This is a genomic window from Bradyrhizobium sp. JR4.1 (genome assembly GCF_040548605.1).
Taxonomy (GTDB): domain Bacteria; phylum Pseudomonadota; class Alphaproteobacteria; order Rhizobiales; family Xanthobacteraceae; genus Bradyrhizobium; species Bradyrhizobium canariense.
In genome coordinates, this window is sequence record NZ_JBEPRY010000010.1 from 177,760 (window position 1) to 201,987 (window position 24,228).

Here is a 24,228-nt window from a genome sequence, read left to right on the forward strand (position 1 = left end):
GGAGAGTGCCCCTCACCCGGAATTTGCTGTGCAAATTCCGGCCTCTCCCCGCAGGCGGGGAGAGGCGAAGGCAGCCTCAGAGCAGCCCTGCTCCGCGCGCCCATTTGTACTTGGCGCCGAGGACCTCGACCGGCAGCTCGGTCGAATACGCATAGGCCGGGATGCCGTTCTGGTAGAGATATTCGGCGGCCTCCTCGACCTCGACGTCGCCGGCGAGCGAGGCGACGATCGGCTTCACGAAGCCCTTGGCCTCCATCTCCTTCTTCACCTCGACCATGTTGCGGGCGAACACCATCGGCGGCGTGACGATGGTGTGCCAGTAGCCGAGGATGAGCGAATGAATGCGCTCGTCCGTCAGGCCGAGCTTCACCGTGTTGACGTAGGTGATCGGCGGCTCGCCGCCGGTGATGTCCACGGGATTTCCGGCCGCGCCAAACGGCGGGATGAACTTGCGGAAGGCAGCATCGAGATCTGCCGGCATCGACATCAGCGACAGGCCGTTGTCGACGCAGGAGTCCGACAGCAGCACGCCCGAGCCGCCGGCGCCGGTGATGATCAGCACGTTCTCGCCCTTCGGCGTCGGCAGCACCGGCACGCCGCGCGCGAATTCGAGCAGCTGCCGCAGCGAACGGGCGCGGATCACGCCGGACTGCGCCAGGACGTCCTCGTAGATCTTGTCGTTGCCGGCGAGCGCGCCGGTATGCGACGAGGCCGCCTTCGCGCCGGCCGAGGTGCGGCCGGCCTTGAGCACGATGACCGGTTTTTTCTTGGAGACGCGCTTTGCCGCTTCCGCAAAGGCGCGGCCGTCCTTGAGGTCTTCGCAGTGCTGCGCGATCAGGTTGGTGTTCGGATCCTGCTCGAAGAAGGCGAGCAGATCGTCCTCGTCGATATCGGACTTGTTGCCGAGGCCGACGATCGCGGACACGCCCATCTTGGCCGAACGCGAGAAGCCGATGATGGCCATGCCGATGCCGCCCGACTGCGAGGACAGCGCCGCGTGGCCCTTGACGTCATAGGCGGTGCAGAAGGTCGCGCAGAGATTGGCAGGCGTATAATAGAAGCCGTAGATGTTCGGGCCCATCAGGCGGATGTCGTACTTCTTGCCGACTTCGACGATCTCGGCCTGCAGCTCCGGCGCGCCGGCTTCCGCGAAACCGGACGGGATCAGAACCGCGCCGGGAATTTTCTTCTCGCCGCATTCGGTGAGCGCCGCGGCGACGAACTTCGCGGGAATGGCGAACACCGCGGTATCGATCACGCCGGGCACGTCCTTGACGCTCTTATAGGCCTTGTAGCCGAGGATCTCGGCGGCCTTGGGATGGATCGGGTAGATGTCGCCCTTGTAGCCGCCGTTGATGAGGTTTTTCATCACGGAATTGCCGATCTTGCCGTCCTCGGCCGAAGCGCCGACCACGGCAACGGCCTTCGGCTGCATGATGCGGCTCATGGCCGCGACGATCTCTTCGGTCGGGCGCGGCTTCGGCTTGGGCACGTAAGCGAAGTCGACGACGATGCGGACGTCGGCCGCGATCGCGTCCTTGGCCGTCGCGAACACCGGGTTGAGATCGAGCTCGACGATCTCCGGGAAATCGGTGACGAGCTGCGAGACCTTGACGATGACATCCGCAAGCGCCGTGCGGTTCACCGGCTCGCCGCCGCGAACGCCCTTCAAAATTTCATGCGCCTGGATGCCGTCGAGCATCGACAGCGCGTCTTGTTTGGTCGCGGGCGCGAGGCGGAAGGTGATGTCCTTCAGGACTTCGACCAGCACGCCGCCGAGGCCGAAGGCAACCAGCTTGCCGAACGAGGCATCGGTGATCGACCCGACGATCACTTCGGTGCCGCCGGCCAGCATCTGCTGCACCTGGACGCCCTCGATCTTGGCGTCGGACTTGTACTTCCTGGCGTTGGACAGGATCGTCTCGTAGGCCTTCTCGGCGTCTTCGGCCGTCTTGAGGCCGACGATGACGCCGCCGGCTTCGGTCTTGTGGAGAATGTCCGGCGAGACGATCTTCATCACCACCGGAAAGCCCATCGAGGCGGCCATTTTGCCGGCCTCGCCGGCCGATTTCGCCACACCCTCCTTCGGCACTGGAATGCCGTAGGCGTCGCAGACCAGCTTGCCTTCCGGCGCGGTCAGGCTGGTGCGCTTGTCCGCCTTGACCTGGTCAAGCACCTTGCGGACGGCATCTTTGGAATTGGACATGTGGCTCTCCCTTGACCTTGGTTCTTGCGTTCTCGAAGCGCGCGCGTGTTGCGGCTGCCCGTGATGCTTTCCATTCGCCGCGCTCTGTTCCATGTCGCGGAACGGAGTGGCATAAAGCCGAGATTACTCCGCCGGCTTGGATCAAAAATGGCTGGCGATGGCATTTGGTATGCCAGAAGCCAACTTGTCAAGCTGCAGCGCACCTTAGAACGCTGCAAAAAATAGGCAGCTTGACATTCTGGTATTTGGTATGCCAAAAACTTTCCCGCTAATAATCCTGTAAAAGACGACTCCCACTGGAGGAGATTCGTCGTGTCACTGCGGAAACCAACCAAGGCGTTGCCGAACATGGCCGAGGCAGATATCGCAATCGTTCGTATTGCCCCGGAGTCGAGCTTCAAGAACAAGGCGTATGACGCCTTGAAGGAAGCCATCCTCAAGATGGACATCTACTCGACACCCGAGCCGGTGATGCTCGACGAGCGGGCGTTGTCCGAGCGCCTCGGCGTGAGCCGCACGCCGATCCGCGAAGCCATCGCGATGCTCGAGCAGGACGGTTTCGTGAAGACGGTTCCGCGCCGCGGCATCATGGTGGTGCGAAGGACCAAGAGCGAGATCGTCGACATGATCCGCGCCTGGGCGGCGCTGGAGAGCATGGCGGCCCGCCTCATCACCGCCACCGCGCGCAAGAAAGACATCACGGCGCTGCGCGACTACTTCAAGGATTTCGGCAAGGATCGCCTGCCCGAGGATCACGTCGAGGAATATTCGCGCGCCAACATCGCCTTCCACCAGGCGCTGATCTCGCTGTCGGAATCACCGGTGCTGGTCGATCTCACCAACGACTTGCTGCTGCACGTGCGTGGCTATCGGCAATTGACCATCGGACGCAAGGACCGTACCGCGACGTCGCTCCCCGAGCATCTCGGCATGATCGAAGCCTTGGAGGCGCGCGATACCGAGCTCGCCGAGAAGCGCGCCCGCGATCACACCCTTGGCCTTGCCGCTTACGTCGAAGCGCATGGTCAGGAACTCTTCTAGCCAGCAACGTTCACCAGAAGGGCGAGGCATCGCCCCTAAAGCCTGAAACGGCATCTTGAGACCAGGGAGACAAGGCCCATGCTGAATACCGCGACCAAGTCCGAAGCACCGGGCACCGAGCAGGAATTGACGGATGGCTTTCATCTCGTCATCGACGCGCTCAAGCTGAACGGCATCAACACCATCTACAATGTGCCGGGCATCCCGATCACGGATTTGGGCCGCATGGCCCAGGCGGCCGGTATTCGCATGATCTCGTTCCGCCACGAGCAGAACGCCGGCTATGCGGCGGGCATCGCCGGCTACCTCACCAAGAAGCCCGGCATCTGCCTCACCGTCTCCGCTCCCGGCTTCCTCAACGGTCTCACCGCGCTCGCGCACGCCACCACCAACTGCTACCCGATGATCCTGATCTCAGGCTCCTCCGAGCGCGAGATCGTCGACCTCCAGCAGGGCGACTACGAAGAAATGGACCAGCTGGCGATCGCCAAGCCGCTGTGCAAGGCAGCCTATCGCGTGCTGCACGCCCAGGACATCGGCATCGGTCTTGCCCGTGCCATCCGTGCCGCCGTCTCCGGCCGTCCGGGCGGCGTCTATCTCGACCTGCCGGCAAAGCTGTTCGGCCAGGTGATGAACGCCGATGCCGGCCGGAAGTCGCTGGTCAAGGTGATCGACGCGGCTCCCGCGCAGATCCCCTCGCCCGCTTCGATCAAGCGCGCGCTTGATGTTTTGAAGGGCGCAAAACGTCCGCTCATCATCCTCGGCAAGGGCGCGGCCTACGCGCAGGCCGACGAGGAGATCAAGACCTTCGTCGAGAAGAGCGGCATTCCCTTCCTGCCGATGAGCATGGCCAAGGGCCTCCTCTCCGACACGCATCCGCAGTGCGCAGGCGCCGCCCGTTCGACGGTGCTGAAGGAATCCGACGTCGTGCTGCTGATCGGCGCCCGACTGAACTGGCTGCTCTCGCACGGTAAGGGCAAGAACTGGGGCGAAGCGCCCAAGAAGTTCATCCAGGTCGACATCGAACCGCGCGAGATGGACTCCAACGTCGAGATCGTCGCGCCCGTCGTCGGCGACATCGGCTCGGTCGTTTCCGCCTTCAACCAGGCGATGGCGTCGGGCTGGACCGCGCCGCCGGTCGAATGGACCAAGGCGATTTCGACCAAGCGCGAAGAGAACGTCGCCAAGATGGCGCCGAAGCTCATGAACAACAAATCGCCGATGGACTATCACGGCGCGCTCGGCGTGCTGAAGAACGTCATCAAGGATCATCCCGAGGCGATCCTCGTCAACGAGGGCGCCAACACGCTCGACCTCGCCCGCGGCGTCATCGACATGTATCGCCCACGCAAGCGTCTCGACGTCGGCACCTGGGGCGTGATGGGCATCGGCATGGGCCAGGCGATCGCGGCTACGCTCGAGACCGGCCATCCCGTGCTCGCGGTGGAAGGCGACTCGGCCTTCGGCTTCTCCGGCATGGAAGTGGAGACCATCTGCCGCTACAATTTGCCGATCTGCGTCGTCATCTTCAACAATGACGGCATCTATCGCGGCACCGACGTCAACGGCGCCAATGCCGATCCGGCGACGACGGTGTTCGTCAAGGGCGCCCGCTACGACAAGATGATGGAAGCCTTCGGCGGTGTCGGCGTCAACGCCACCTCGCCGGACGAGCTCAAGCGCGCCGTCAACGAAGCCATGGCCTCGGGCAAGCCGACGCTCATCAACGCCGTGATCGATCCGGCCGCCGGTTCCGAGAGCGGCCGCATCGGCAACCTCAATCCGCAGAGCGTTCTGCAGAAGAAGAAGTAACCAGCCGCCGGGTCATTCCCCGCGCAGGCGGGGAATCCAGTAATCGCCAGATCATCCTTGAGGCGAGCACTGAGGCCCAACTGAACCTTCAGCGAATAATGGATGCCCGCCTTCGCGGGCATGACGGAAACAGAAGAGTAACAGGAGCAACACGATGACAAAAGCGCTCGAGGGCGTTCGCATTCTCGACTTCACCCACGTCCAGTCCGGGCCGACCTGCACGCAGTTGCTCGCTTGGTTCGGCGCCGACGTGATCAAGGTAGAGCGCCCGGGCGTGGGTGACATCACCCGCGGCCAGCTGCAGGACATCCCGAACGTGGACAGCCTGTATTTCACCATGCTCAACCACAACAAGCGCTCGATCACGCTCGACACCAAGAACCCCAAGGGCAAGGAAGTCCTCACCGAGCTCATCAAGAAGTGCGACGTGCTGGTCGAGAACTTCGGCCCCGGCGTGCTCGACCGCATGGGCTTCCCCTGGGAGAAGATCCAGGCGATCAACCCGAAGATGATCGTCGCCTCGATCAAGGGCTTTGGCCCCGGACCGTACGAAGACTGCAAGGTTTATGAGAACGTCGCACAGTGCACCGGCGGCGCCGCCTCCACCACCGGCTTCCGCGACGGCCTGCCGCTGGTCACCGGCGCGCAGATCGGCGACAGCGGCACCGGTCTGCATCTGGCGCTCGGCATCGTCACCGCACTCTATCACCGCACCCATTCCGGCAAGGGCCAGAAGGTGACGGCTGCGATGCAAGACGGCGTGCTCAACCTCGCGCGCGTCAAGCTGCGCGACCAGCAGCGCCTCGCCCACGGCCCGCTCAAGGAATACAGCCAGTTCGGCGAAGGCATTCCGTTCGGCGATGCCGTGCCGCGTGCAGGCAACGATTCCGGCGGCGGCCAGCCCGGCCGCATCCTGAAGTGCAAGGGCTGGGAGACCGATCCCAACGCCTACATCTACTTCATCACCCAGGCCCCGGTCTGGGAGAAGATCTGCGACGTGATCGGTGAGCCCTCCTGGAAGACCGATCCGAACTACGCCAAGCCGGCCGTCCGCCTGCCGCGCCTGAACGAGATCTTCGGCCGCATCGAACAGTGGACGATGACGAAGACGAAGTTCGAGGCGATGGAAATCCTCAACAAGGACGACATCCCCTGCGGCCCGATCCTGTCGATGAAGGAGATCGCCGAGGACCAGTCGCTGCGCGCGACCGGCACCGTGGTTGAGGTCGACCACCCCACCCGCGGCAAGTACATCTCGGTCGGCAACCCGATCAAGCTGTCGGACTCCCCCAGCGATGTGGAGCGCTCCCCGCTGCTCGGCGAGCACACCGACGAGATCCTGCGCACCGTGCTTGGCTTCTCGGACCATCAGGTGGCCGATATCCACAAGTCCGGCGCGCTCGATCCGCCGCAAAAGCAGGCCGCCGAGTAAGCGGGCTCATCTTACAACGCGAAAGGCCGCCGGCTTCGGCGGCCTTTTTGTTGACGCGGAAGGGGCTGCATCGCACGATCGGCACGCTTGCCGCGCCGCGAAGGCTGGATTAAAGATTGGTTCGCGAGGAACAGACGCGGTGGCCGGCCGTTGCTCCCTCGACCGGCGTGCTCCCGGGAATGAGAGCATGCCCGGAAATGCCAGCATGCCATCTCCACAGCGAGTGCAGCACGCCTCGCAAAGACCCTGCCCCACGCTGAAGAACTGGTCGCCTTCGCTTCCGAGGATGGCAAGTCGGCCTTTCAGTTCGGGCACGGGTGGCGTCGCGTCCGGCACTCGCCAGGACCACGCTCTTTGATCAAATTGAGGGCTTAAATGTCGAAAGATCAATCCTCTGATCGCGCCAAGCGTGAAGCCAACAAGGCGTTCAAGCCTGCGACAACGCAGAAGCCGATCAATGACTATGCGAAGGACCAGAACTCCTTCAACGAGAATCGCGAACGGCTGAAAGCGGAGCGATTGGCCCGGGAGGCGAAGCCGGGAAGCGGCTCCGAATAAGAGCGTCGGTCCCAGACTCCGACCGCGGATTGCGCTGAAGCCGGGGCCCCGAAATCCGCCTGATCTACAGCATCGAGAGCACGACGATTCCGTCTTCGACTGCTCCGGAAGCGAGCTGCGCCCGCGCCATGCGCTCTAACTCTGTCCGGTTCTTGCGAAGATAACTGAAAGCCTGCTTCTGCGTCAGGAACGTCGTCGCAAGACGGCACATCTGTCGTCCTGCGCCAAGCGCGAGAAAGAAGGTGATGGTGCCACCGCCATCCGACTTGATTCTAGGCACGACCCGCACTCTTTGGCATGTGATCGGCCCTCTCCGAATTGTCGTCGCCGCAATGGAAGGCAGCTATGGCGTCACCTTCTTCTTGCGCTTCGTCGGGGTGGCCGCGGGCAGCGATGCCTGAAGGGCGGCGTCTGCCGCTTCCTTGGCTTCGCGCAGCTCTCGAAGCCGCGCCATGTTCTTGCGAACATCGACGGCTTGCTTTCCAACATCCACCATCGCCCGAGCGCCTTCCTCAGCGGCCAAACGCTGACGGTTAGTACGGGCGATGCTTTCGGGTGACGGTTCGGCCGGTCTCTTGGCGCTCATTATTCACCCTGCTCTGCAACGGACAAAAACCCGCTCAATCCTGGGATCGAGCGGGTGGCATGGCCGTTTCAGTACATCCGTGAAACGGCACCAAGGCTTTAGGCCAGCGAGAGATTCTCAGCGCTGACCTTGCCCCGCATCTTGTCGGTCTTGAGCTCGAAGTTGACCTTTTGGCCTTCAGCGAGACCTGCAAGACCAGCCCGCTCGACCGCGCTGATGTGAACGAACACATCGTTGCCGCCGTCGTTCGGCTGAATGAATCCAAAGCCCTTCTGGCCGTTAAACCACTTCACAGTACCTGTCGTCATTTTCTTCTCCAAAGCGCATACGCGCAGGTTCCGCGTGATCGTCACGCAGAACAAATTCTATTCGTCGATGTCTATGGAAAAGGAGCCCGCGGGCGCATTCAACAAGGCACAGCGGCTGAACGAACAGCCTCAACGTATACCTCATCCTCACCATTTGCAAGGCTTGACCGAATTTAACGCCTCGGGAGCCCGGCTAGGGACATGACGCCACGCTGCCGAGCACTCATCGTTCGGCGCCAGCTGCTCTGGGAGGGCTGCCGAGCGCCACATGCGTCGGCTCCGCCGCACGGAGACCAGATCGCGCCCGATGAAGCTTTCGTAGCGGCTCTGATTTTCTCGGCGACGATCTGCAACCCAACCCGATCACGGTTTGCAATATCCGAATTCATGGGGGCGCTCGACGCGTTCTCCAATTCAGAACGCATGTATCGCAATAATGCATTTTTACAAAACGAGGGGGTAATCTAGGCTTGATCGATGCCAAGCCGTACGGCGCGCAATGGAGCGCGACGACGGAGGGACCGATACCGACCGATGCGGCTATTTTTTACTCGGACGTCGCCATGCGCCCGCAAGGTAAGAGTCGGCATTCATGAGCTCGGATTGAGGCTTGCCGACTGGTTTGAACGCGCGCGCGTTCGCTCATCCATGATCGCGATACGGCCATGCTGAGTTTCGAGCCCGGAACGGTCTTCAGCAGCCGCCACCTCGCCGATATTTTCAGCACCGCCCCGATGCGCACCATTTTCGGTGAGCGCAATTCGCTTGAGTCCATGCTTCTGGTCGAGGTCGCGCTGGCGAAGGTTCAAGCGCAGCTCGGTGTGATTCCTGCCGAGGCTGCTGCTGCGATCGCCTCCGCTGCACGTGCTGAACTACTCGACCTCGACGAATTGGCGGCGGGAACTTTGCGCGCTGGTTTGCCGGTCGTGAATCTGGTCGAGCAGTTGATCCGACTCACCGGCAACCCCCATGGCGAATTCGTCCATTGGGGCGCCACGAGTCAGGACATCATGGACACCGCGCTCGTGGTGCAGATCCGCGACGCGCTCGAGCTCATCCACCGCGATCTGGAGCGCCTGATATCGACGCTTGCGGATCTGGCCCGTACCCACCGCGATACGCCCATGGTCGGCAGGACGAAACTTCAACACGCGATTCCGATCACCTTCGGATTCAAGGTTTCCGTCTGGCTGTCGGGCCTGCTGCGCCACAGGCAACGTCTCGCCGAACTCAAACCAAGAGTCCTCCAGGTCCAGTTCGGCGGTGCGGTCGGCACTTTCGCATCACTCGGCGACAATGGCGACAGCGTGCGCGCTGCGTTGGCCAGCGAACTCGAACTCGGCGAACCTCTGGTGGCATGGCACGCCGCGCGCGATAGTTTGGCCGAGACGGTTTGCCTGCTTGGGCTGATCTCCGCGACCTTGAGCAAGATCGCGACCGATGTCGTGTTGATGGCGCAGACTGAGGTCGGCGAAGTGCTGGAGCCAGGCGGCCAGGGCCACGGCGCCTCCAGCACCATGCCGCACAAGCGCAACCCAATCATCTGTGAGCAGATTCTCAGCACCGGACTGTCGTTGCGCCGGCTCGCGAGCGCCATGCTCGACGCTTCGGTCCACGACCATGAACGGGCGACGGGACCGTGGCAGGCCGAATGGTCGCTGCTGCCGGAAGCATTCGTACTGGTCTCCCGGGCCTTGGACAACGCTGTTCGCCTCTGCGGCGGACTGGTCGTCAGACCCGATGCGATGCAGGCCAATCTCGGGCGGACACAGGGTCTCATCGCCGCCGAGGCCGTCATGATGGCGCTGGCTCCATACGTCGGGCGCCATCATGCGCACGAGATGGTGAGCGCGGCATGCACGCACGCGATCGCTTCGGGCCTGACATTGGCCCAGAGCCTTTCGCGCGATCCGGCCGTGACGGCCCACATCGCCCTGCATGAGATCGAGGCGGCTGCGGACCCGGCTCGATACATCGGCCTGTCCGCCCGTGAGGTCGATCGTGTCCTCGCGGCCTGTGCCGATCGACCGGCCAGTGCTGCGCAAGACGACGCCCCTGATGCGGAGTGAGGCCATATGATTCTGAAACGCAAGCATACGGCCCTCCTCGCAGCTGCGATGCTGTCAATGTTGAATGCGGCACATGCCGAGTCGCCCTTCCCATCACGGCCGATCACGTTGATCGTCCCGTTCGCGGCTGGCGGCCCGAATGACGTGATGAGCCGGATCGTGTCCGAACACATGTCGCGAAAACTCGGGCAGCCGATCATTGTCGAGAACATCGCCGGGGCGGGCGGCACGACCGGCTCAGCGCGCGTCGCAAAAAGCGCGCCCGACGGTTATACGCTCGTCAGCGGTCACGTCGGGACGCATGCGGCATCGGTCGCGCTGTATCCGAATCTGCGTTACGACCCGCTGGTTGATTTCACGCCGATTGGCCTGGTCGCGGAAACGCCGATCCTCGTCGTCGCTCGCCGCGACCTTGGCGCGGACAGCATGGCGTCGTTCATCGCGATCGCCAAGGCGCGCGGCCCGGACCTCACCTTGGCCCATGCGGGTGTCGGTTCGATCAGCCACATCAGCTGTCTGCTGTTCACCTCCGTGATCGGATTCAAGCCGGTCGAGGTGCCATATCGGGGATCAGCACTGGCGATGACCGACCTGATCGCCGGCCGCAGCGACTTCAGTTGTGGATTGTTGGGCGACGTTCTTCCCTTCCTGGGTGACAACAATCTGCGTTTCCTGACCGTTTCGGCCGCAGCGCGGGTTCCGCAATTGCCGGAGACACCGACGGCCAGGGAAGCAGGGCTTCCACAGTTTGTCGCATCGAGCTGGTTCGCGTTCTACCTGCCGAAAGGCGCGCCTGACGCCATTCGCGACCGGTTCTCGGATGCGCTTCGCGCAGCGCTCGACGATGACGGCGTGCGGAGACGGCTCGAACTGGTAGGCTTGATCCTGCCACCGCCGGACCAGCGAGGCCCCGAACCGCTCAAGCGACGGATGACCGAAGAGATCGCGCGCTGGCAGGACATCGTCAAAACCGCGCAGATTCGACTCGATCAATAAGTGCGACCGATGCAGTCGAGCGCGTGATCGCCGGCCAGCTTTCGCCGTCGGCGCATCAGCCGCAGGCGGGCGGAACAATCCGACGATCCCCGGCTACAATCTCGCATTCACCATGACGCCGCACGACGTGGCGGCAGTCTGCCAATCATCCATCAAAAAAATCGAGACGCCCTGTCGGATCGGCGGTATCTGATCCGTCATCTAGACATGAATGGGCAATAGACGCTGACGTCGAGCCCGGCGATTCATGAGGAAGATGATCATGCCCAGCACTGTCCGCCTGCACCGCGTTTTGACGACCAGCCCGGAGAAAGTCTATCGCGCCTTCCTGGAGGCGGATGCGCTGGCGAAATGGCTTCCGCCGAACGGCTTCACCTGCACGGTCCATCATTTCGAGCCGAAGGTCGGGGGCACGTTCAAGATGTCGTTCCGTAACTTCACGACGGGCAACAGCCACGCCTTCGGCGGCGAATATCTCGAGCTCGTTCCCGGCGAACGTCTCCGCTACACCGACAGGTTCGACGACCCCAATCTGCCCGGCGAAATCCAGGTCACCGTGATCCTGAAGAAGGTATCCGTCGGCACTGAGCTGGATATCACGCAGGCCGGCATCCCCGACGTCATCCCGCCGGAGGCTTGTTATCTCGGCTGGCAGGAATCGCTGCGCAATCTGGCGAAGCTCGTCGAGCCTGAGATCAAGCAATAGCGTCTGAGGTAGAGCGAGCGCCTCGTCCTTCGAGACGACCGCTCCGCGGTCTCCTCAGAATGAGGCTAGCGGCAACAGTGCTCGTCGAGACTGCGGCCACATACTCCGACCTCATCCTGAGGGCCCGCCAAAGGCGGGCGTCTCGAAGGATGGGCCGCCGAAATGGTCGCCAAATGCGATGGCCAGCTCACGAACGGGACCAGCGATCGAGTGTCATCTCAGCGAGCCTACGCCCCTGCCTTCGGCGCAATCCCGCCGCTTGCGGTCCAGCGGTCGGGGTCCGGGCTGTGTCCGATCAAAGCAAGGCCGTAGGCGATCGACTCGAACTGATCGCCCGACATCAGCCGTTCGTTGCCGAACCGCTCGGCGAACAGTTTTCGAACGGCCGGCACGAAGGACGTGCCGCCGGTCAGAAATACCTTTTCGATCTCGCGCGCGGTGATGCCGGCTTCGCCAAGCACCTTGTCGACGGTGGCCCCGAGCCTCGCGATATCGTCGGCAATCCAGGCTTCGAAATTCTTCCGCGTGATGGTCGAGCCAATGTCGACCCCGCCGCCTTTGAAGCGGAACTCCACCTGATCCTGCGCCGACAGCGCGACCTTGGCGTCGGATACCGCGCGGTACAACGAAAAGCCGAGGTCGAGATCGACGATGGTGATGAAATCCTCGAGCAGAGCCGGCTTCACCGCGGTGCGCGCAAGCTCCCGGAGTTCGCGCAGGTCGCCGTTGCTCTTCATCATCGCAAGCTGATGCCAGCGCGCGAGATTGGTGTAGTGGCCGGTGGGGATCGGCAGCACCTTGTCGAACGAGCGGAAGCTCGAGCCCTTGCCCAGCCGCGGCGAGACGACGTGATCGACGATGCGGTAATCGAACGTGTCGCCCGCAATCCCGATGCCGGCATGGCCGAGCGGCTCGGCGCGCAAGGCGCCGCCGGCACGCGAGAACCGCATCACGGAGAAATCGCTGGTACCGCCCCCGAAATCCGCAACCAGCACGGTCGCATCCCGCTCCAGGCGGCGAGCGAAGGAGAACGCTGCGCCCACGGGTTCGTAGACATAGCGCGCGTGGCCGGCGCCAAGGCGCTCGAACGCGGCCCGGTAGCGCTGCATCGCGAGCGCCTCGTCAGGATTGCCGCCGGCGAAGCGGACGGGGCGACCGACCGTGATGGTGGACGTCTCGAAGCCGAATTTATCGCCGCCATGGCGCGCCAGCGTCCGCAGGAACGCCGCCAAAATGTCCTCGAACTTGTAGCGCTGCCGGAACACCTGGGTGGTGTTGAAGCTGGAGCTCGCGGCGAAGGTCTTGAACGACTGGAGGAAGCGGTAGACATGCCGTCCTTCCAGGAACTGCTCGATCGCCCACGGGCCGCCTTCGGCCTGGGCGCCGGCTCCCGGCCGGTCCTCCCAGAAACACAGCGCCGATACGAAGACACTGTGGCGCTGTCCGCCATGGTCGAAGCGGATGGCCTCGACCCGGCGGTCGTCCGCCGCAAGGGCCACGACCGTGTTGCTGGTCCCAAAATCGATGCCGATCGAGACGGCGGGCGAGGCGCTCGACATGAACCACTCTGACAGATGATTGGAAGGGGGCAGACCACTAGCGGCTTCGTGTGCCGCTGCCAAGGCTCCGTTTTTGGACATCGACGGTCAAATGGTTCAGTTTCGGCGGGGTTTGGGCATATCCCCGCTCAAATCGGCCCATTTAACGGATTATTATGCTGCAATGCGAAGAGCTAAATGCTGCTATGCAATGGCATGCATAGACATTGGCATCTGGTATACATAGATTGCCCTTCGAAATGAGACAGCAGCACTGACCGTCTCAAGAAAGGGATTTTCGATGTCCAAGACCGCTTCCGTCGCTCTCGCGCCCTCATCCTCGCTGTTCGCCCGCTTGATGGCCACGATCGACCGCCTCCTGATGGCGAGCGCCGAGATCTCGAATCACAATGGCGACCTGCCGCGCTTCGGCCTGTAAGCCGGGCAGCCTCCCGCGCCGCCGCGCAGCGGCACGGTTTTAAATCGGTTCGCATACGACTTTTGATGAATGGCCCCGGATGACGGGGCCATTTCTACTTGTGCTGTCCTGAGTCACAGCCGCCACCGGGCAAGGTGCTGCGGCATTTGCGCACGGTGACCGGACCAGCGCTTGAAGCTTGGCATAATGCATACAAGAATGCCGTTCCAGCGCTCGCAGAAAAATGAGAGGCGCCACGGGAGGCTTTATGACGGACATGGTGCAAGCAACCGCCCCGACAGCCGCGCGCGTTAGCGACACGTATCGCTGGACGCAATTGGCGGTTGGCGTCGCGGCGATGGTGATGATCGCCAACTATCAATATGGCTGGACGTTCTTCGTCCCCGACATCCAGAAGAAATTCGGCTGGGATCGCGCGTCGATCCAATGGGCCTTTACACTGTTCGTGCTGTTCGAGACCTGGCTCGTGCCGATCGAAGGATGGTTCGTCGACAAATACGGTCCGCGCATCGTGGTGCTGGTCGGCGGCGTGCTCTGTGCCGCCGGCTGGGCGATCAACGCGGAGGCGACCACGCTCAACGGCTATTATCTCGGCATGATCATCGCAGGCATCGGCGCCGGCGGCGTCTACGGCACCTGCGTCGGCAACGCCTTGAAGTGGTTTCCGGACAAGCGCGGTCTTGCCGCGGGCATCACCGCCGCGGGCTTCGGTGCAGGCTCCGCGCTGACCGTCGCGCCGATCCAGGCCATGATCAAGGACAGCGGTTTCCAGACCACCTTCCTCTATTTCGGCCTCGGACAAGGCATCATCATCTGCATTCTCGCCTTCTTCCTGCTGGCGCCGAAGGCAGGCCAGGTGCCCAGCGTGGTGGCGAACGCCAATCTGCAACAGAGCCGCCGCAACTATCAGCCGACCGAAGTGCTGCGTCAGCCGATCTTCTGGCTGATGTACTTCATGTTCGTGATCGTCGGCGCCGGCGGCCTGATGGTGACGGCCAATCTGAAGCCGATCGCGGCCGACTGGAAGATCGACAACGTGCCGGTCACGTTGATGGCGGTGACGATGACCGCTGTGACCTTCGCGGCCACGATCGACCGCGTGCTCAACGGCCTGACGCGTCCGTTCTTCGGCTGGATCTCCGACATGATCGGCCGCGAGAACACGATGTTCATCGCTTTCGGGATGGAAGGTATCGGCATCTGGATGCTCTACCTCTGGGGCCACGACCCGCTCTGGTTCGTGCTGCTCTCGGGCTTCGTGTTCTTCGCCTGGGGTGAGATCTACTCGTTGTTCCCCTCGACCTGTACCGATACGTTCGGCGCCAAGTTCGCGACTACCAATGCCGGCCTGCTCTACACCGCGAAGGGGACGGCCGCGCTGCTGGTCCCGATCGGCAATTACATGCAGCAGTCGTCGGGCAGTTGGGACAACGTGTTCATCATCGCGGCCGGCGCCAACATCCTGGCCTCGGCGCTGGCGATCGCAGTGCTCAAGCCCTGGCGCAAGGTCGTGGTCGCGCAATCGACCGTCTGACGCCCTCTAAAAGCCCTTCTCGCGCAAGACACCCGGCCTCGCGGCCGGGCGTTTTCGTTTTGCGCGAAGCTTCCGCGATCCCGCCGTGCTGCAAACGGAACTCGCATTTTGTCGCCGGCCCGCCAAGATAAGGCTTGCAATCTGGAATATGGTATACCAAGCTCGCGATCGCGCTTGCGACGATAAGCCACAATATTGCGACATCAGGTCATCTTGTGACCGGTGCCGAACCAGACAGGCGCTCGGGAGGTTTTTGATGATTTCCAGCACCGATGGCGCTGTCACAGCCGCGCCTCTTCGCACAGGTTTCCGTTGGCTCCAGCTGGTCATGGGCATCGTCTGCATGGCGATGATCGCCAACCTGCAATACGGCTGGACGCTGTTCGTCGATCCGATCGATCACGCGCACCATTGGGGACGCGCCGCGATCCAGCTCGCTTTCACCATCTTCGTCGTCACCGAAACCTGGCTGGTGCCGATCGAGGCCTGGTTCGTCGACAAATACGGCCCGCGCATCGTCATCATGTTCGGCGGCGTCATGATCGCGCTGTCGTGGATTCTCAACTCCTATGCCGATAGCCTCACCTTGCTCTACGCGGCCGCGATCATCGGCGGCATGGGCGCGGGCGCGGTGTACGGCACCTGCGTCGGCAACGCGCTGAAATGGTTTCCCGATCGCCGGGGCCTTGCGGCCGGTGCGACTGCCGCCGGTTTCGGCGCAGGCGCTGCACTCACCGTCGTGCCGATCGCCGCCATGATCGCAACGAGCGGTTATCAGCACGCCTTCCTCACCTTCGGCATCGGCCAGGGCGTCATCGTCTTCGTGCTCGCCTTCTTCATCCAGCCGCCGCGGATTTCGATCCCGCCGAAGAAGAAGCAGCTCAATCTGCCGCAGACCAAGATCGACTTCACCCCGCCCCAGGTGCTGCGCGCCCCTATTTTCTGGGTGATGTATCTCGTTTTCGTCATGGTCGCCTCCGGCGGCCTGATGACCGCGGCGCAGATCGCCCCGATCGCGCACGACTTCAAGATCGCCGACACGCCGGTCACGCTCGCCGGCTTCCAGATGGCGGCATTGACGTTCGCGATCTCGCTCGACCGCATCTTCGACGGTTTCGGACGGCCCTTCTTCGGCTTCGTCTCCGACACGATCGGCCGCGAGCACACTATGTTCATCGCCTTCGGCACCGCCGCGCTGATGCTGCTGACGCTGTCGGCCTATGGCCACGTGCCGGTCGTCTTCGTGCTCGCCACCGCGGTCTATTTCGGCGTGTTCGGCGAGATCTACTCGTTATTCCCGGCGACCTGCGGCGACACCTTCGGCTCGAAGTTCGCAACCACCAATAACGGCATGCTCTACACGGCGAAGGGAACGGCGTCCCTGCTCGTTCCGCTCGCCAGCGTGATCTCGGCCACGTATGGCTGGAAGGCCGTGTTCGTGGTCGCGGTGGCACTGAACGCGACGGCGGCGCTGATGGCGCTATTCGTGATCAAGCCGATGCGCCGCTCCTTCATCCTCGGCAAGGAAGCCGAGAGCGCCAACGCCGCGACGGGGAACGCCAAGACCGAGACGGCATAACGAACACGCATCTTGCACGGGTGAGACAGGGGCGCAGCGATGCGCCCCTTTCTTTTTGGCTTACGGCAAACGTCAGCATTGCTGCCGCAAGATTTTTCGGATGAGCCAAATCGAGTGCTTGACGATTGGCATTATGTATACCACACTTGCTTCATCATTCACCCAAGGAGGTTGCAATGCTGGTCGGAGACATTCTGCGCAAGAAGACACCGCGCGTTGTCACGGTGCGAATGAACGAAACCGTGGGTATCGCCGCCAAGCTGATGCGCGCCAACAATATCAGCGCACTGGTGGTGAAGGACGTGGTCCGCTCCGAGGGCAATACCGCGGTCGGCATGTTCACCGAGCGCGACGTCGTGCGCGCCGTCGCCGAGCACGGCGCCAATGCCGTCAACGTCAAGGTCTCGCAGCTCGTCTCGGTGCAGCAGCTCGTATCCTGCACGTCGAGCGACACGATCGAGCACGTCCGCCATCTCATGAACCGGAATCACATCCGGCACCTGCCCGTCATCGACGATTACAGCCTCGTCTCGGTCATCAGCATGCGTGACATCGCGTCCTTCATGGACGAAGCGATCAACGGCACGCCGCAAGCAGCTTAAAGCGCCTCACTTCCCCTGCGACTACCGGACCCGGCTCGGAGCCTTCCGAGCCGGACCGGATCTTTCGTCCCGAAATCCGGCTTCCGCTGCTTCGCGAGGATTCCATGAAGATCTGCATCTACGGCGCCGGAGCAATCGGCGGATACCTCGGCGTTCAGCTCGCGCGCGCGGGCGCCGACGTCAGCCTGGTCGCACGCGGCGCGCACCTTGCCGCGATGCGCGAGCACGGCCTGACGCTGCTCGCGGGCGAGGAGCAGTACACCGTGCATCCGCGCTGCACCGACGATCCGGCCGAGCTCGGCGTGCAGGACTACATCATCATCACGCTGAAGGCGCACTCGATCACCGGCGTGATCGAGACGATGCAGCCGCTGCTCGGCCCCCACACCCGCATCGTCACTGCCGTCAACGGCATCCCCTATTGGTACTTCTACAAGCATGGCGGCCAATACGAGAATTCGACGCTGGAGAGCATCGACCCCGGCGGACGGCAGTGGCGCGAAATCGGCGCCGAGCGCGCCATCGGCTGCATCGTCTATCCCGCCACCGAGATCGAGGCGCCCGGCGTGATCCGTCACGTCTACGGCAACAACTTTCCGCTCGGGGAGCCCTCCGGCGAGACCACCCCGGACGTGCAACGCCTCGCCGATCTCTTCGTCGCAGCCGGGCTGAAAGCGCCGGTGCTCGACCGCATTCGCGACGAGATCTGGCTCAAGTTGTGGGGCAATGTCTGCTTCAACCCGATCAGCGCACTCACCCATGCAACACTCGACGTGATCTGCACCGATCCGGCCACTCGCGCGCTGTCGCGCGCGATCATGATGGAGACGCAAGGCATCGCCGAGACGTTCGGCGTCAAATTCCGCGTCGACGTCGAGCGCCGCATCGAAGGCGCCCGCAAGGTCGGCGCGCACAAGACCTCGATGCTCCAGGATCTCGAGCGGGGCCGCCCGATGGAGATCGACCCGCTCGTCACCGTCGTGCAGGAGATGGGCCGCCTCACCGGCGTCGCCACCCCCGCGCTCGATTCCGTGCTGGCGATGGTGACCCAGCGCGCCCGCATCGCCGGTCTCTACGACGGCATCTCGACGCCATCGGATCCGCGCGCACTGGCGGTGGCGTGATGGCTGGCGAGATCAAACATTGGCTCCGCTTCCGCAAGAGCGGTACGACCGGCTTCGGCACGCTGAATTCGTCGGGCATCAGCGTGCATGAGGGCGACATGTTCGGCCGCCATGCAGCCACCGGCAAAACGCTGGCGCTGTCGGAGGTCGAACTGCTCGCGCCCTGCGTGCCCAGCAAGATCGTCGCGCTCTGGAACAATTTTCACGCGCTCGCGGCCAAGCTCAACCAGCCCGAGCCGCCGGAGCCGCTCTACCTCCTGAAGGCCACCACCAGCATCACGACGCCAGGCGCAGTGATCCGCCGTCCCTCTTATTACGACGGCAAGACCACCTATGAAGGCGAGCTCGGCATCGTCATCGGCAAGACCTGCGCCCGGGTGTCGCCGGCGGAAGCGGACGGCTTCATCTTCGGCTACACCTGCGTCAACGACATCACCGCCAACGACATCCTGACCAGCGATCCCACTTTCCCGCAATGGGCACGGGCCAAGGGCATCGACGATTACGGCCCGTTCGGCCCCGTCATCGCCACCGGTCTCGATCCGGCAAAGCTGGTGGTGCGCACCATCCTCAACGGCGCGGAGCGGCAGAACTATCCGATATCGGACATGATCTTCACCGCGCAGGAGCTGGTCAGCAGGATCTCCCATGACATGACCCTGCTCCCCGGGGACCTCATTGCCGTCGGCACCTCGGTCGGCGTCGGCGTGATGAAAGAGCCGGTGAACACGGTAACCGTCGCGATCGAGGGCATCGGCGAGCTGACCAACGAGTTTCGGCTGTAGGGCACTCTGTCGTTCCGGGGCGCGGGCAGCGCCGAGCCCGGAATCCATTGGGCGGTAGAGACTGCAGTTCAACGGATTCCGGGCTCGCGCTGCGCGGGTCCCGGAATGACGGCGGAGGGAGCCAGCGCCCCCCGCGGAGGAAAACCCGGCAACTTCCACACCCGCGCTCCACCGATCGGCTGACGCATTCAGCCGTGGATCGTGCGCCTGGACCTGTCCGGCAAGCCTCCGCCGCCCTTGATCTCGGTTCCGCTCTCCAATAGCAATTATGGCGATAATGTGTGCCGGCGTGAGGAAGTCACGATGTGGCTGTTTTTCCTGGTTGCCTGGTTTGTTCTGCTCACTGCCATTGCGATCTTCGCCCAGCAGGCGCTCGGTTACGATATCGGCCACCTGCCTGCCTGGTTCGGAGGCCTGCCTGTCCCGCAGCGCATTGCGACCGGCGCGATCCTGGCCCTGGCGCTGGCATTGATCGGCGCCTCCGCCTGGCGGCTCTCGCGCCAGGACCGGCGCCTCGACACATTGCGCGACCGCCTCAAGAAGACCCGCGAGGATGTCGTCGTCGCCCACGCCCTGCAGAACCACCTCGATGCCACCGTCCAGCACCTGATCGAGAGCGATCCCCGGGAGGCCGTCTCCGCCCTGCACGACAAGCTGGGCGAGACCGAGCAGCGGGCCCTGCTGCAGCGCGGCCGCAACGAATCCACCGACATGCACGACCAGCTCGCCGAAATCCGCCGCCGCCAGCAGGAACTGCGCGACATGGTCGGCAAGGTCGCCGAGCAGCGCCGCGCGGTCGAGCCGGTTTTCACCGAAATCCGCGACCGCCAGAATCAGCTCGAACGCTCGCTGCACGACCTCGAGACCGACGACCGCAAGAACAACCTCGCCGACCGGCTGAAGGATATCGCGCGCGATGTATCGACGCTGCTGTCGCGGGTCGGCAGGGTCCAGGACACCTTTGCAACCCTGAACCAGTACAAGGAAGATCTGGCGAAGTCCCACGCCGAGCTGGTGCCGTTGCGCGCGTCGGACGCCGGCCTCAATGCCTTGATCGGCGAGCTGAGCCTCGGTCATGAGCGCCTCGCCAAGAGCGTCGACGAGCTCGAAACCGGCGGCGAAGCCCCTCTCGGCGCCCGCGTCGAGACCCTGTCGAAGAACAAGATCGAGATCGAGCAGCGCCTGGCCCGCATCGACGACAGCTTCCACATCCTAAAAAGCATCGGGCTCGATTTCGAAGAGCTCGGCCAGCGCCAGGCCCAGCTCGAGCGCTCGCTCGCCGGTGTCGAGACCGACGCCGAGGGCAAGACGCTTGTCGACCGCCAGAATGCGCTGAACGATTTTGTGCTCCAGTCGCGCCAGCGCCTCGGCGCGTTACAGGAAACGCTGGCGACGCTGAACGCCTTCAAGGCGGAGCTGTCGAAGTCGCAGGCTGACCTCGTCCCGCTGAAGGCGCCCGTATTCGGAATCGAAGCCATGATCGCGGACGTCGGTACCACGCGCGATCTCCTCGCCAAAACCGTCGGCGAGATTGAGGCGAGCGGCGACGTCACCCTCGCCTCGCGCGTCGACGCGCTGACCAAGAGCAAGCGCGAGGTCGAAGACCGCATCGCCCGCATCTTCGACAATTTCAACGCGCTCGACGGCTTGCGAAAAGACATCGGCGGCATCTTCTCGACGATCCGGAACAGCCTCAACCGGATCGGGTGAAGGCCATCAATCCCGCGGGATGGTTCGAACCGCGATCCCCATCCGCGCGACCAATCCGGACATGCGCTTGATCCTCGGCCTCCTCTCCGCCCTGCTCGGCGCGCTCGCCGGCTGGTTCGCCCTTGCCGCACTGGTGATCGCGCTGGCCGGGCCAGACCGCGATGGCGGCATCGCCATGGGCGCCTTCTTCGACATCGGTCCGATCGGCGGTGTGGTTGGCCTGATCGCCGGCATCTGGCTGTTCGTGCGCTTCGGCCTGGTCCGGAATGCAACGCCACAGCCGCCCGCGGAAACCTCCGACACCACGCCTCACCGCACCACGCGGCTCTCCGCACCCTTTGCTCTCACTGTTCTACTCATCGCGGCAATCCTTGGCTATTGGGGCTGGTACGAACTCATCCGCTCGCCCTATCTCAGTCACGGCTACATGACGCTCCACATCGAGTTTCGCCTTCCCGCTGGCATGACGCTGCCGGACAAGGCGGAGGATGTGCACATCGAGGTCGAGGAAGCGACCGGGAATGCCAATGCCGATTTGCCTCCGAACTGGCGCGCGCATGAAGGCGAGCGCAAAGCGATCATTGCCTCCACGTCGTTGTCGTACAAAACGCGTCATCGCGCCGTTAGCCTGACGCTTCCGGGTTCGCCGACGCAGAGCTGGCCGATCGATCTCCCCTCCGATCCTGATCCCACCCCTGGCTTTTCACCCTGGCGCGTGGCGGGCGACCCCTCACCGGCGAAGATCGAGATGCATTTCCGCCTCAGCGCCGATCACTGAGCGAACGAGCGGCGCGAGGGCGAAACATTCAGACACATCACATTTCGGCGCGCCCGGCAGATGCCGCCAACATGTCGCGCGGATGCCGCACTGTGGTCGCATTCGGCCGCCCTTCTGTGAGGCGTGTCTGGGGGCACGGCGGTGCCGTGTTTGGACCAAACCTTCTAGGGGTATGACTGTGAAGAAGATTGTATTTGTCGTGGGTGCTACGCTTGCTCTGGTGACGGTTGCGAATGCTGCGGATCTGCCGCGCCGCCAGCCCGTTCCCGTCTATTCCGAGCAGGCGCCGATCGGCAAGATGCCGATTGGCAAGAGCCCGGTTGGAAAGGCCCCGATCGGCAAGGCGCCCGGCCCCGTCGCGGCGCGCTACTGACGCGCAGCGAAATACGCGCAGAAGCAAGCGTTGACTCTGCGTGAGTGGCCGACAGTCGAGGGGCGTAGCGTGACGAACAAACCTGATCGATCGGGACCCTGCATCCTTGCGGGATTCGCGCTCGCGGCCATGCTCGCGTGCACGACACCCTCGGCCTCCGCCCACGAAGCGAACAAGCGCGTTGCTGAGGCAAACGCGCTTGCCACGACCGAGACCGCATCACGGCCGGCGCCGCAAACGACGCGGCGCGCAGTCGCGCGCGCGGAGAAAGGTCCGTACTACGTCGATTTCCGCGCCCGCACGGCCGCGAGCTGGGGCCACGCGTTCGTCTGGTACGGCAAGACCAGCGAGCGCGCCGTCGAGGTGGCAGGGCTCACGCCCGCCGGCGACACCTGGGCCTATGTGCTCGGTCACCTCACCTGGGTGCCGGCGGAGACCGGCGCGAGCTACGGCGATCTCGACCCGGACTATTTGACCGCGAACTACCGCGTCTATCTGAACGAAGCCGACGCGAAGCGCGTGTTTGCCTATATCAAGAAATTGCAGGCGAGTTCGCCGGTCTGGAACGCCGAGACCACCAATTGCACCGGCTTCATCGGCGACATCGCCGAGTACATGGGATTGAAGGTCCCCTACCGCTGGCAGCGCCCCGAAAACTTCGTCAACAGCCTCAAGGAAATGAACGGCGGCCGCCAGATGGTGCGGCTGTCGACGGAGTAGTTCTTCGCTCCATACTCAGTGTCATTGCCCGCGAAAGCAGGCAATCCAGTATTCCAGAGACAGCGAGGCTAGAGCCGGGACGCCGCGGCGTACTGGATGCCCCGGTCAAGCCGGGGCATGACAACGGCGTTTGAGGGAAAAGCCTGCGCCGTCACGCCGCGGCTCGTCCCAATTATCCGCCCCGCGGAATCCCCTCGCCTCCCGCATGCTCGCCCCGCCCCCATCGCACGCCGGCGCAATAGACATTTCCCGACCCTGGCGGCATCCTGCCGCCATCAACCGATAACTGAGCCTGCCATGCAGGCGGGGGAAACGCATCATGCTGCAGACACGGTTCACCAAGCTCATCGGTGTCGAGCACCCGATCGTCCAGGGCGGCATGCAATGGGTCGGGCGCGCCGAGCTGGTCGCCGCCGTCGCCAATGCCGGAGCGCTCGGCTTCATCACGGCGCTGACCCAGCCCACGCCGGAGGATCTCCGGAAGGAGATCGCCCGCTGCCGCGATCTCACCGACAAGCCGTTTGGCGTCAACCTCACCATCCTGCCCGCGATCAAGCCGCCGCCTTATGCCGAATATCGCGCCGCCATCATCGAGAGCGGCATCATGGTGGTCGAGACCGCCGGCAACAAGCCGCAGGAGCATGTCGACGAGTTCAGGAAGCACGGCGTCAAGGTCGTGCACAAATGCACCAGCGTCCGTCACGGGCTTTCGGCCGAGCGCATGGGCGTCGACGCCATCTCGATCGACGGGTTCGAATGCGCCGGCCATCCCGGCGAGGACGACACCCCCGGCCTGATCCTGATCCCGGCCGCCGCCAACAAGATCAAGATCCCGATGATCGCCTCCGGCGGCTTTGCCGACGCCCGCGGCCTCGTCGCCGCACTGGCGCTGGGCGCGGAAGGCATCAACATGGGCACCCGCTTTATGGCGACGAAAGAGAGCCCCATTCATCAGCTCATCAAGGAGAAGATCGTCGCCAATGACGAGCGCGAGACCGAGCTGATCTTCCGCACCATGCGCAACACCTCCCGCGTCGCCAGGAACGAGATCTCGACCAAGGTCGTTGCGATGGAGAAGGAAGGCGCCAAGTTCGAGGACATCCGCGAGCTTGTCGCGGGCGCCCGCGGCAAGATGGTCTACGCGACCGGCAACTCGGACGAAGGCATCTGGTCGGCGGGCCAGGTCCAGGGCCTGATCCAGGACATCCCGACCTGCGCCGAACTGATCTCCCGCATCGTGCGCGAAGCGGAGGCGATCATCCGCAGCCGGCTCGAAGGCATGATCGTTCATCCGACAGCGCAGGCCGCGGAATAATCACTGCAAGAAGCGAG

At 63.5% G+C, this 24,228-nt stretch carries 23 protein-coding genes; 18 read left to right on the top strand and 5 right to left on the bottom strand.

The genetic code is table 11. The annotated features are described in order from the left end of the window. Positions 1-76: 76 nt before the first annotated feature. The gene (locus ABIB90_RS21115; RefSeq protein WP_007593308.1) at positions 77-2,206 is read right to left on the bottom strand and encodes an acetate--CoA ligase family protein; all 2,130 of its coding nucleotides are present in this window, start codon (positions 2,204-2,206) and stop codon (positions 77-79) included. Positions 2,207-2,554: 348 nt separating this feature from the next. Between ABIB90_RS21115 and ABIB90_RS21120 the strand changes: the two genes are divergently transcribed. From ABIB90_RS21120 to ABIB90_RS21135, 4 genes are all read left to right on the top strand, one after another. Further along, a complete protein-coding gene (locus tag ABIB90_RS21120; RefSeq protein WP_197031202.1) occupies positions 2,555-3,247 on the top strand; it encodes a GntR family transcriptional regulator in 693 nt (230 codons plus the stop codon). 78 nt (positions 3,248-3,325) lie between these two features. Beyond that, on the top strand, positions 3,326-5,059 hold the full coding sequence (oxc, locus tag ABIB90_RS21125) for an oxalyl-CoA decarboxylase (protein WP_219680904.1): 1,734 nt from the start codon (positions 3,326-3,328) through the stop codon (positions 5,057-5,059). A gap of 154 nt (positions 5,060-5,213) precedes the next feature. After that, positions 5,214-6,491 (top strand): formyl-CoA transferase, encoded by a 1,278-nt coding sequence (frc, locus tag ABIB90_RS21130; RefSeq protein ID WP_007593311.1) that lies wholly within the window; start codon positions 5,214-5,216, stop codon positions 6,489-6,491. Between the two features lie 375 nt (positions 6,492-6,866). Continuing rightward, entirely contained in the window at positions 6,867-7,049 is a 183-nt protein-coding gene (locus ABIB90_RS21135) for a hypothetical protein (protein ID WP_007608360.1), read from the top strand. A 64-nt stretch (positions 7,050-7,113) separates the two neighbouring features. Here ABIB90_RS21135 and ABIB90_RS21140 read toward each other — a convergent pair whose 3' ends face one another. The 3 genes from ABIB90_RS21140 to ABIB90_RS21150 all read right to left on the bottom strand — a co-directional run bounded on the left by ABIB90_RS21140 (position 7,114) and on the right by ABIB90_RS21150 (position 7,943). Then, entirely contained in the window at positions 7,114-7,338 is a 225-nt protein-coding gene (locus ABIB90_RS21140) for a hypothetical protein (protein WP_354164439.1), read from the bottom strand. A gap of 54 nt (positions 7,339-7,392) precedes the next feature. After that, a complete protein-coding gene (locus tag ABIB90_RS21145) occupies positions 7,393-7,635 on the bottom strand; it encodes a hypothetical protein (protein WP_007593322.1) in 243 nt (80 codons plus the stop codon). Between the two features lie 98 nt (positions 7,636-7,733). After that, positions 7,734-7,943, bottom strand: coding sequence for a cold-shock protein (locus tag ABIB90_RS21150; RefSeq protein WP_007593324.1), 210 nt, complete (start codon positions 7,941-7,943; stop codon positions 7,734-7,736). A 665-nt stretch (positions 7,944-8,608) separates the two neighbouring features. Here ABIB90_RS21150 and pcaB point away from each other — a divergent pair. The 3 genes from pcaB (at position 8,609) to ABIB90_RS21165 (ending at position 11,714) form a co-directional block, all read left to right on the top strand. Then, positions 8,609-10,012, top strand: a complete 1,404-nt coding sequence (pcaB, locus tag ABIB90_RS21155; protein ID WP_354164435.1) for a 3-carboxy-cis,cis-muconate cycloisomerase — start codon at positions 8,609-8,611, stop codon at positions 10,010-10,012. 57 nt (positions 10,013-10,069) lie between these two features. Continuing rightward, on the top strand, positions 10,070-11,008 hold the full coding sequence (locus ABIB90_RS21160; protein ID WP_354164432.1) for a tripartite tricarboxylate transporter substrate-binding protein: 939 nt from the start codon (positions 10,070-10,072) through the stop codon (positions 11,006-11,008). Between the two features lie 262 nt (positions 11,009-11,270). Further along, entirely contained in the window at positions 11,271-11,714 is a 444-nt protein-coding gene (locus ABIB90_RS21165; protein WP_007593330.1) for an SRPBCC family protein, read from the top strand. Between the two features lie 227 nt (positions 11,715-11,941). Here the strand turns inward: ABIB90_RS21165 and ABIB90_RS21170 are convergent, their stop codons facing one another. Beyond that, positions 11,942-13,273, bottom strand: a complete 1,332-nt coding sequence (locus ABIB90_RS21170; protein WP_035995042.1) for an Hsp70 family protein — start codon at positions 13,271-13,273, stop codon at positions 11,942-11,944. A 280-nt stretch (positions 13,274-13,553) separates the two neighbouring features. Between ABIB90_RS21170 and ABIB90_RS21175 the strand changes: the two genes are divergently transcribed. The 11 genes from ABIB90_RS21175 to ABIB90_RS21225 all read left to right on the top strand — a co-directional run bounded on the left by ABIB90_RS21175 (position 13,554) and on the right by ABIB90_RS21225 (position 24,211). Next, entirely contained in the window at positions 13,554-13,691 is a 138-nt protein-coding gene (locus ABIB90_RS21175) for a hypothetical protein (RefSeq protein WP_007593333.1), read from the top strand. 247 nt (positions 13,692-13,938) lie between these two features. Then, entirely contained in the window at positions 13,939-15,225 is a 1,287-nt protein-coding gene (oxlT, locus tag ABIB90_RS21180; protein WP_007593335.1) for an oxalate/formate MFS antiporter, read from the top strand. A 256-nt stretch (positions 15,226-15,481) separates the two neighbouring features. Further along, positions 15,482-16,804: an oxalate/formate MFS antiporter gene (gene oxlT / locus ABIB90_RS21185; protein ID WP_007593337.1), complete on the top strand. Its 1,323-nt coding sequence runs from the start codon at positions 15,482-15,484 to the stop codon at positions 16,802-16,804. Positions 16,805-16,980: 176 nt separating this feature from the next. Beyond that, positions 16,981-17,406, top strand: coding sequence for a CBS domain-containing protein (locus tag ABIB90_RS21190; RefSeq protein ID WP_007593342.1), 426 nt, complete (start codon positions 16,981-16,983; stop codon positions 17,404-17,406). Between the two features lie 104 nt (positions 17,407-17,510). Beyond that, the gene (locus ABIB90_RS21195; protein ID WP_354164424.1) at positions 17,511-18,530 is read left to right on the top strand and encodes a 2-dehydropantoate 2-reductase; all 1,020 of its coding nucleotides are present in this window, start codon (positions 17,511-17,513) and stop codon (positions 18,528-18,530) included. After that, positions 18,530-19,315 (top strand): fumarylacetoacetate hydrolase family protein, encoded by a 786-nt coding sequence (locus ABIB90_RS21200; RefSeq protein WP_354164421.1) that lies wholly within the window; start codon positions 18,530-18,532, stop codon positions 19,313-19,315. The genes ABIB90_RS21195 and ABIB90_RS21200 overlap by 1 nt, the downstream gene beginning before the upstream one ends. A gap of 303 nt (positions 19,316-19,618) precedes the next feature. Then, the gene (locus ABIB90_RS21205) at positions 19,619-21,025 is read left to right on the top strand and encodes a coiled-coil domain-containing protein (protein ID WP_354164418.1); all 1,407 of its coding nucleotides are present in this window, start codon (positions 19,619-19,621) and stop codon (positions 21,023-21,025) included. Between the two features lie 61 nt (positions 21,026-21,086). Then, positions 21,087-21,803, top strand: a complete 717-nt coding sequence (locus tag ABIB90_RS21210) for a hypothetical protein (RefSeq protein ID WP_354164715.1) — start codon at positions 21,087-21,089, stop codon at positions 21,801-21,803. Between the two features lie 172 nt (positions 21,804-21,975). Beyond that, entirely contained in the window at positions 21,976-22,176 is a 201-nt protein-coding gene (locus ABIB90_RS21215; RefSeq protein WP_007608336.1) for a hypothetical protein, read from the top strand. Positions 22,177-22,245: 69 nt separating this feature from the next. Continuing rightward, entirely contained in the window at positions 22,246-22,896 is a 651-nt protein-coding gene (locus tag ABIB90_RS21220; RefSeq protein ID WP_354164415.1) for a hypothetical protein, read from the top strand. Between the two features lie 319 nt (positions 22,897-23,215). Then, positions 23,216-24,211, top strand: coding sequence for an NAD(P)H-dependent flavin oxidoreductase (locus ABIB90_RS21225; RefSeq protein ID WP_354201303.1), 996 nt, complete (start codon positions 23,216-23,218; stop codon positions 24,209-24,211). The last annotated feature ends 17 nt before the right edge of the window (positions 24,212-24,228 follow it).

Bases quoted from the DNA above. Each gene is read 5' to 3' on its own strand.
- ABIB90_RS21115 (WP_007593308.1), bottom strand. From the start codon at position 2,206: ATGTCCAATTCCAAAGATGCCGTCCGCAAGGTGCTTGACCAGGTCAAG.
- ABIB90_RS21120 (WP_197031202.1), top strand. From the start codon at position 2,555: ATGGCCGAGGCAGATATCGCAATCGTTCGTATTGCCCCGGAGTCGAGC.
- oxc (WP_219680904.1), top strand. From the start codon at position 3,326: ATGCTGAATACCGCGACCAAGTCCGAAGCACCGGGCACCGAGCAGGAA.
- frc (WP_007593311.1), top strand. From the start codon at position 5,214: ATGACAAAAGCGCTCGAGGGCGTTCGCATTCTCGACTTCACCCACGTC.
- ABIB90_RS21135 (WP_007608360.1), top strand. From the start codon at position 6,867: ATGTCGAAAGATCAATCCTCTGATCGCGCCAAGCGTGAAGCCAACAAG.
- ABIB90_RS21145 (WP_007593322.1), bottom strand. From the start codon at position 7,635: ATGAGCGCCAAGAGACCGGCCGAACCGTCACCCGAAAGCATCGCCCGT.
- ABIB90_RS21150 (WP_007593324.1), bottom strand. From the start codon at position 7,943: ATGACGACAGGTACTGTGAAGTGGTTTAACGGCCAGAAGGGCTTTGGA.
- pcaB (WP_354164435.1), top strand. From the start codon at position 8,609: ATGCTGAGTTTCGAGCCCGGAACGGTCTTCAGCAGCCGCCACCTCGCC.
- ABIB90_RS21160 (WP_354164432.1), top strand. From the start codon at position 10,070: ATGTTGAATGCGGCACATGCCGAGTCGCCCTTCCCATCACGGCCGATC.
- ABIB90_RS21165 (WP_007593330.1), top strand. From the start codon at position 11,271: ATGCCCAGCACTGTCCGCCTGCACCGCGTTTTGACGACCAGCCCGGAG.
- ABIB90_RS21170 (WP_035995042.1), bottom strand. From the start codon at position 13,273: ATGTCGAGCGCCTCGCCCGCCGTCTCGATCGGCATCGATTTTGGGACC.
- ABIB90_RS21175 (WP_007593333.1), top strand. From the start codon at position 13,554: ATGTCCAAGACCGCTTCCGTCGCTCTCGCGCCCTCATCCTCGCTGTTC.
- oxlT (WP_007593335.1), top strand. From the start codon at position 13,939: ATGACGGACATGGTGCAAGCAACCGCCCCGACAGCCGCGCGCGTTAGC.
- oxlT (WP_007593337.1), top strand. From the start codon at position 15,482: ATGATTTCCAGCACCGATGGCGCTGTCACAGCCGCGCCTCTTCGCACA.
- ABIB90_RS21190 (WP_007593342.1), top strand. From the start codon at position 16,981: ATGCTGGTCGGAGACATTCTGCGCAAGAAGACACCGCGCGTTGTCACG.
- ABIB90_RS21195 (WP_354164424.1), top strand. From the start codon at position 17,511: ATGAAGATCTGCATCTACGGCGCCGGAGCAATCGGCGGATACCTCGGC.
- ABIB90_RS21200 (WP_354164421.1), top strand. From the start codon at position 18,530: ATGGCTGGCGAGATCAAACATTGGCTCCGCTTCCGCAAGAGCGGTACG.
- ABIB90_RS21205 (WP_354164418.1), top strand. From the start codon at position 19,619: ATGTGGCTGTTTTTCCTGGTTGCCTGGTTTGTTCTGCTCACTGCCATT.
- ABIB90_RS21210 (WP_354164715.1), top strand. From the start codon at position 21,087: ATGCGCTTGATCCTCGGCCTCCTCTCCGCCCTGCTCGGCGCGCTCGCC.
- ABIB90_RS21215 (WP_007608336.1), top strand. From the start codon at position 21,976: ATGACTGTGAAGAAGATTGTATTTGTCGTGGGTGCTACGCTTGCTCTG.
- ABIB90_RS21225 (WP_354201303.1), top strand. From the start codon at position 23,216: ATGCTGCAGACACGGTTCACCAAGCTCATCGGTGTCGAGCACCCGATC.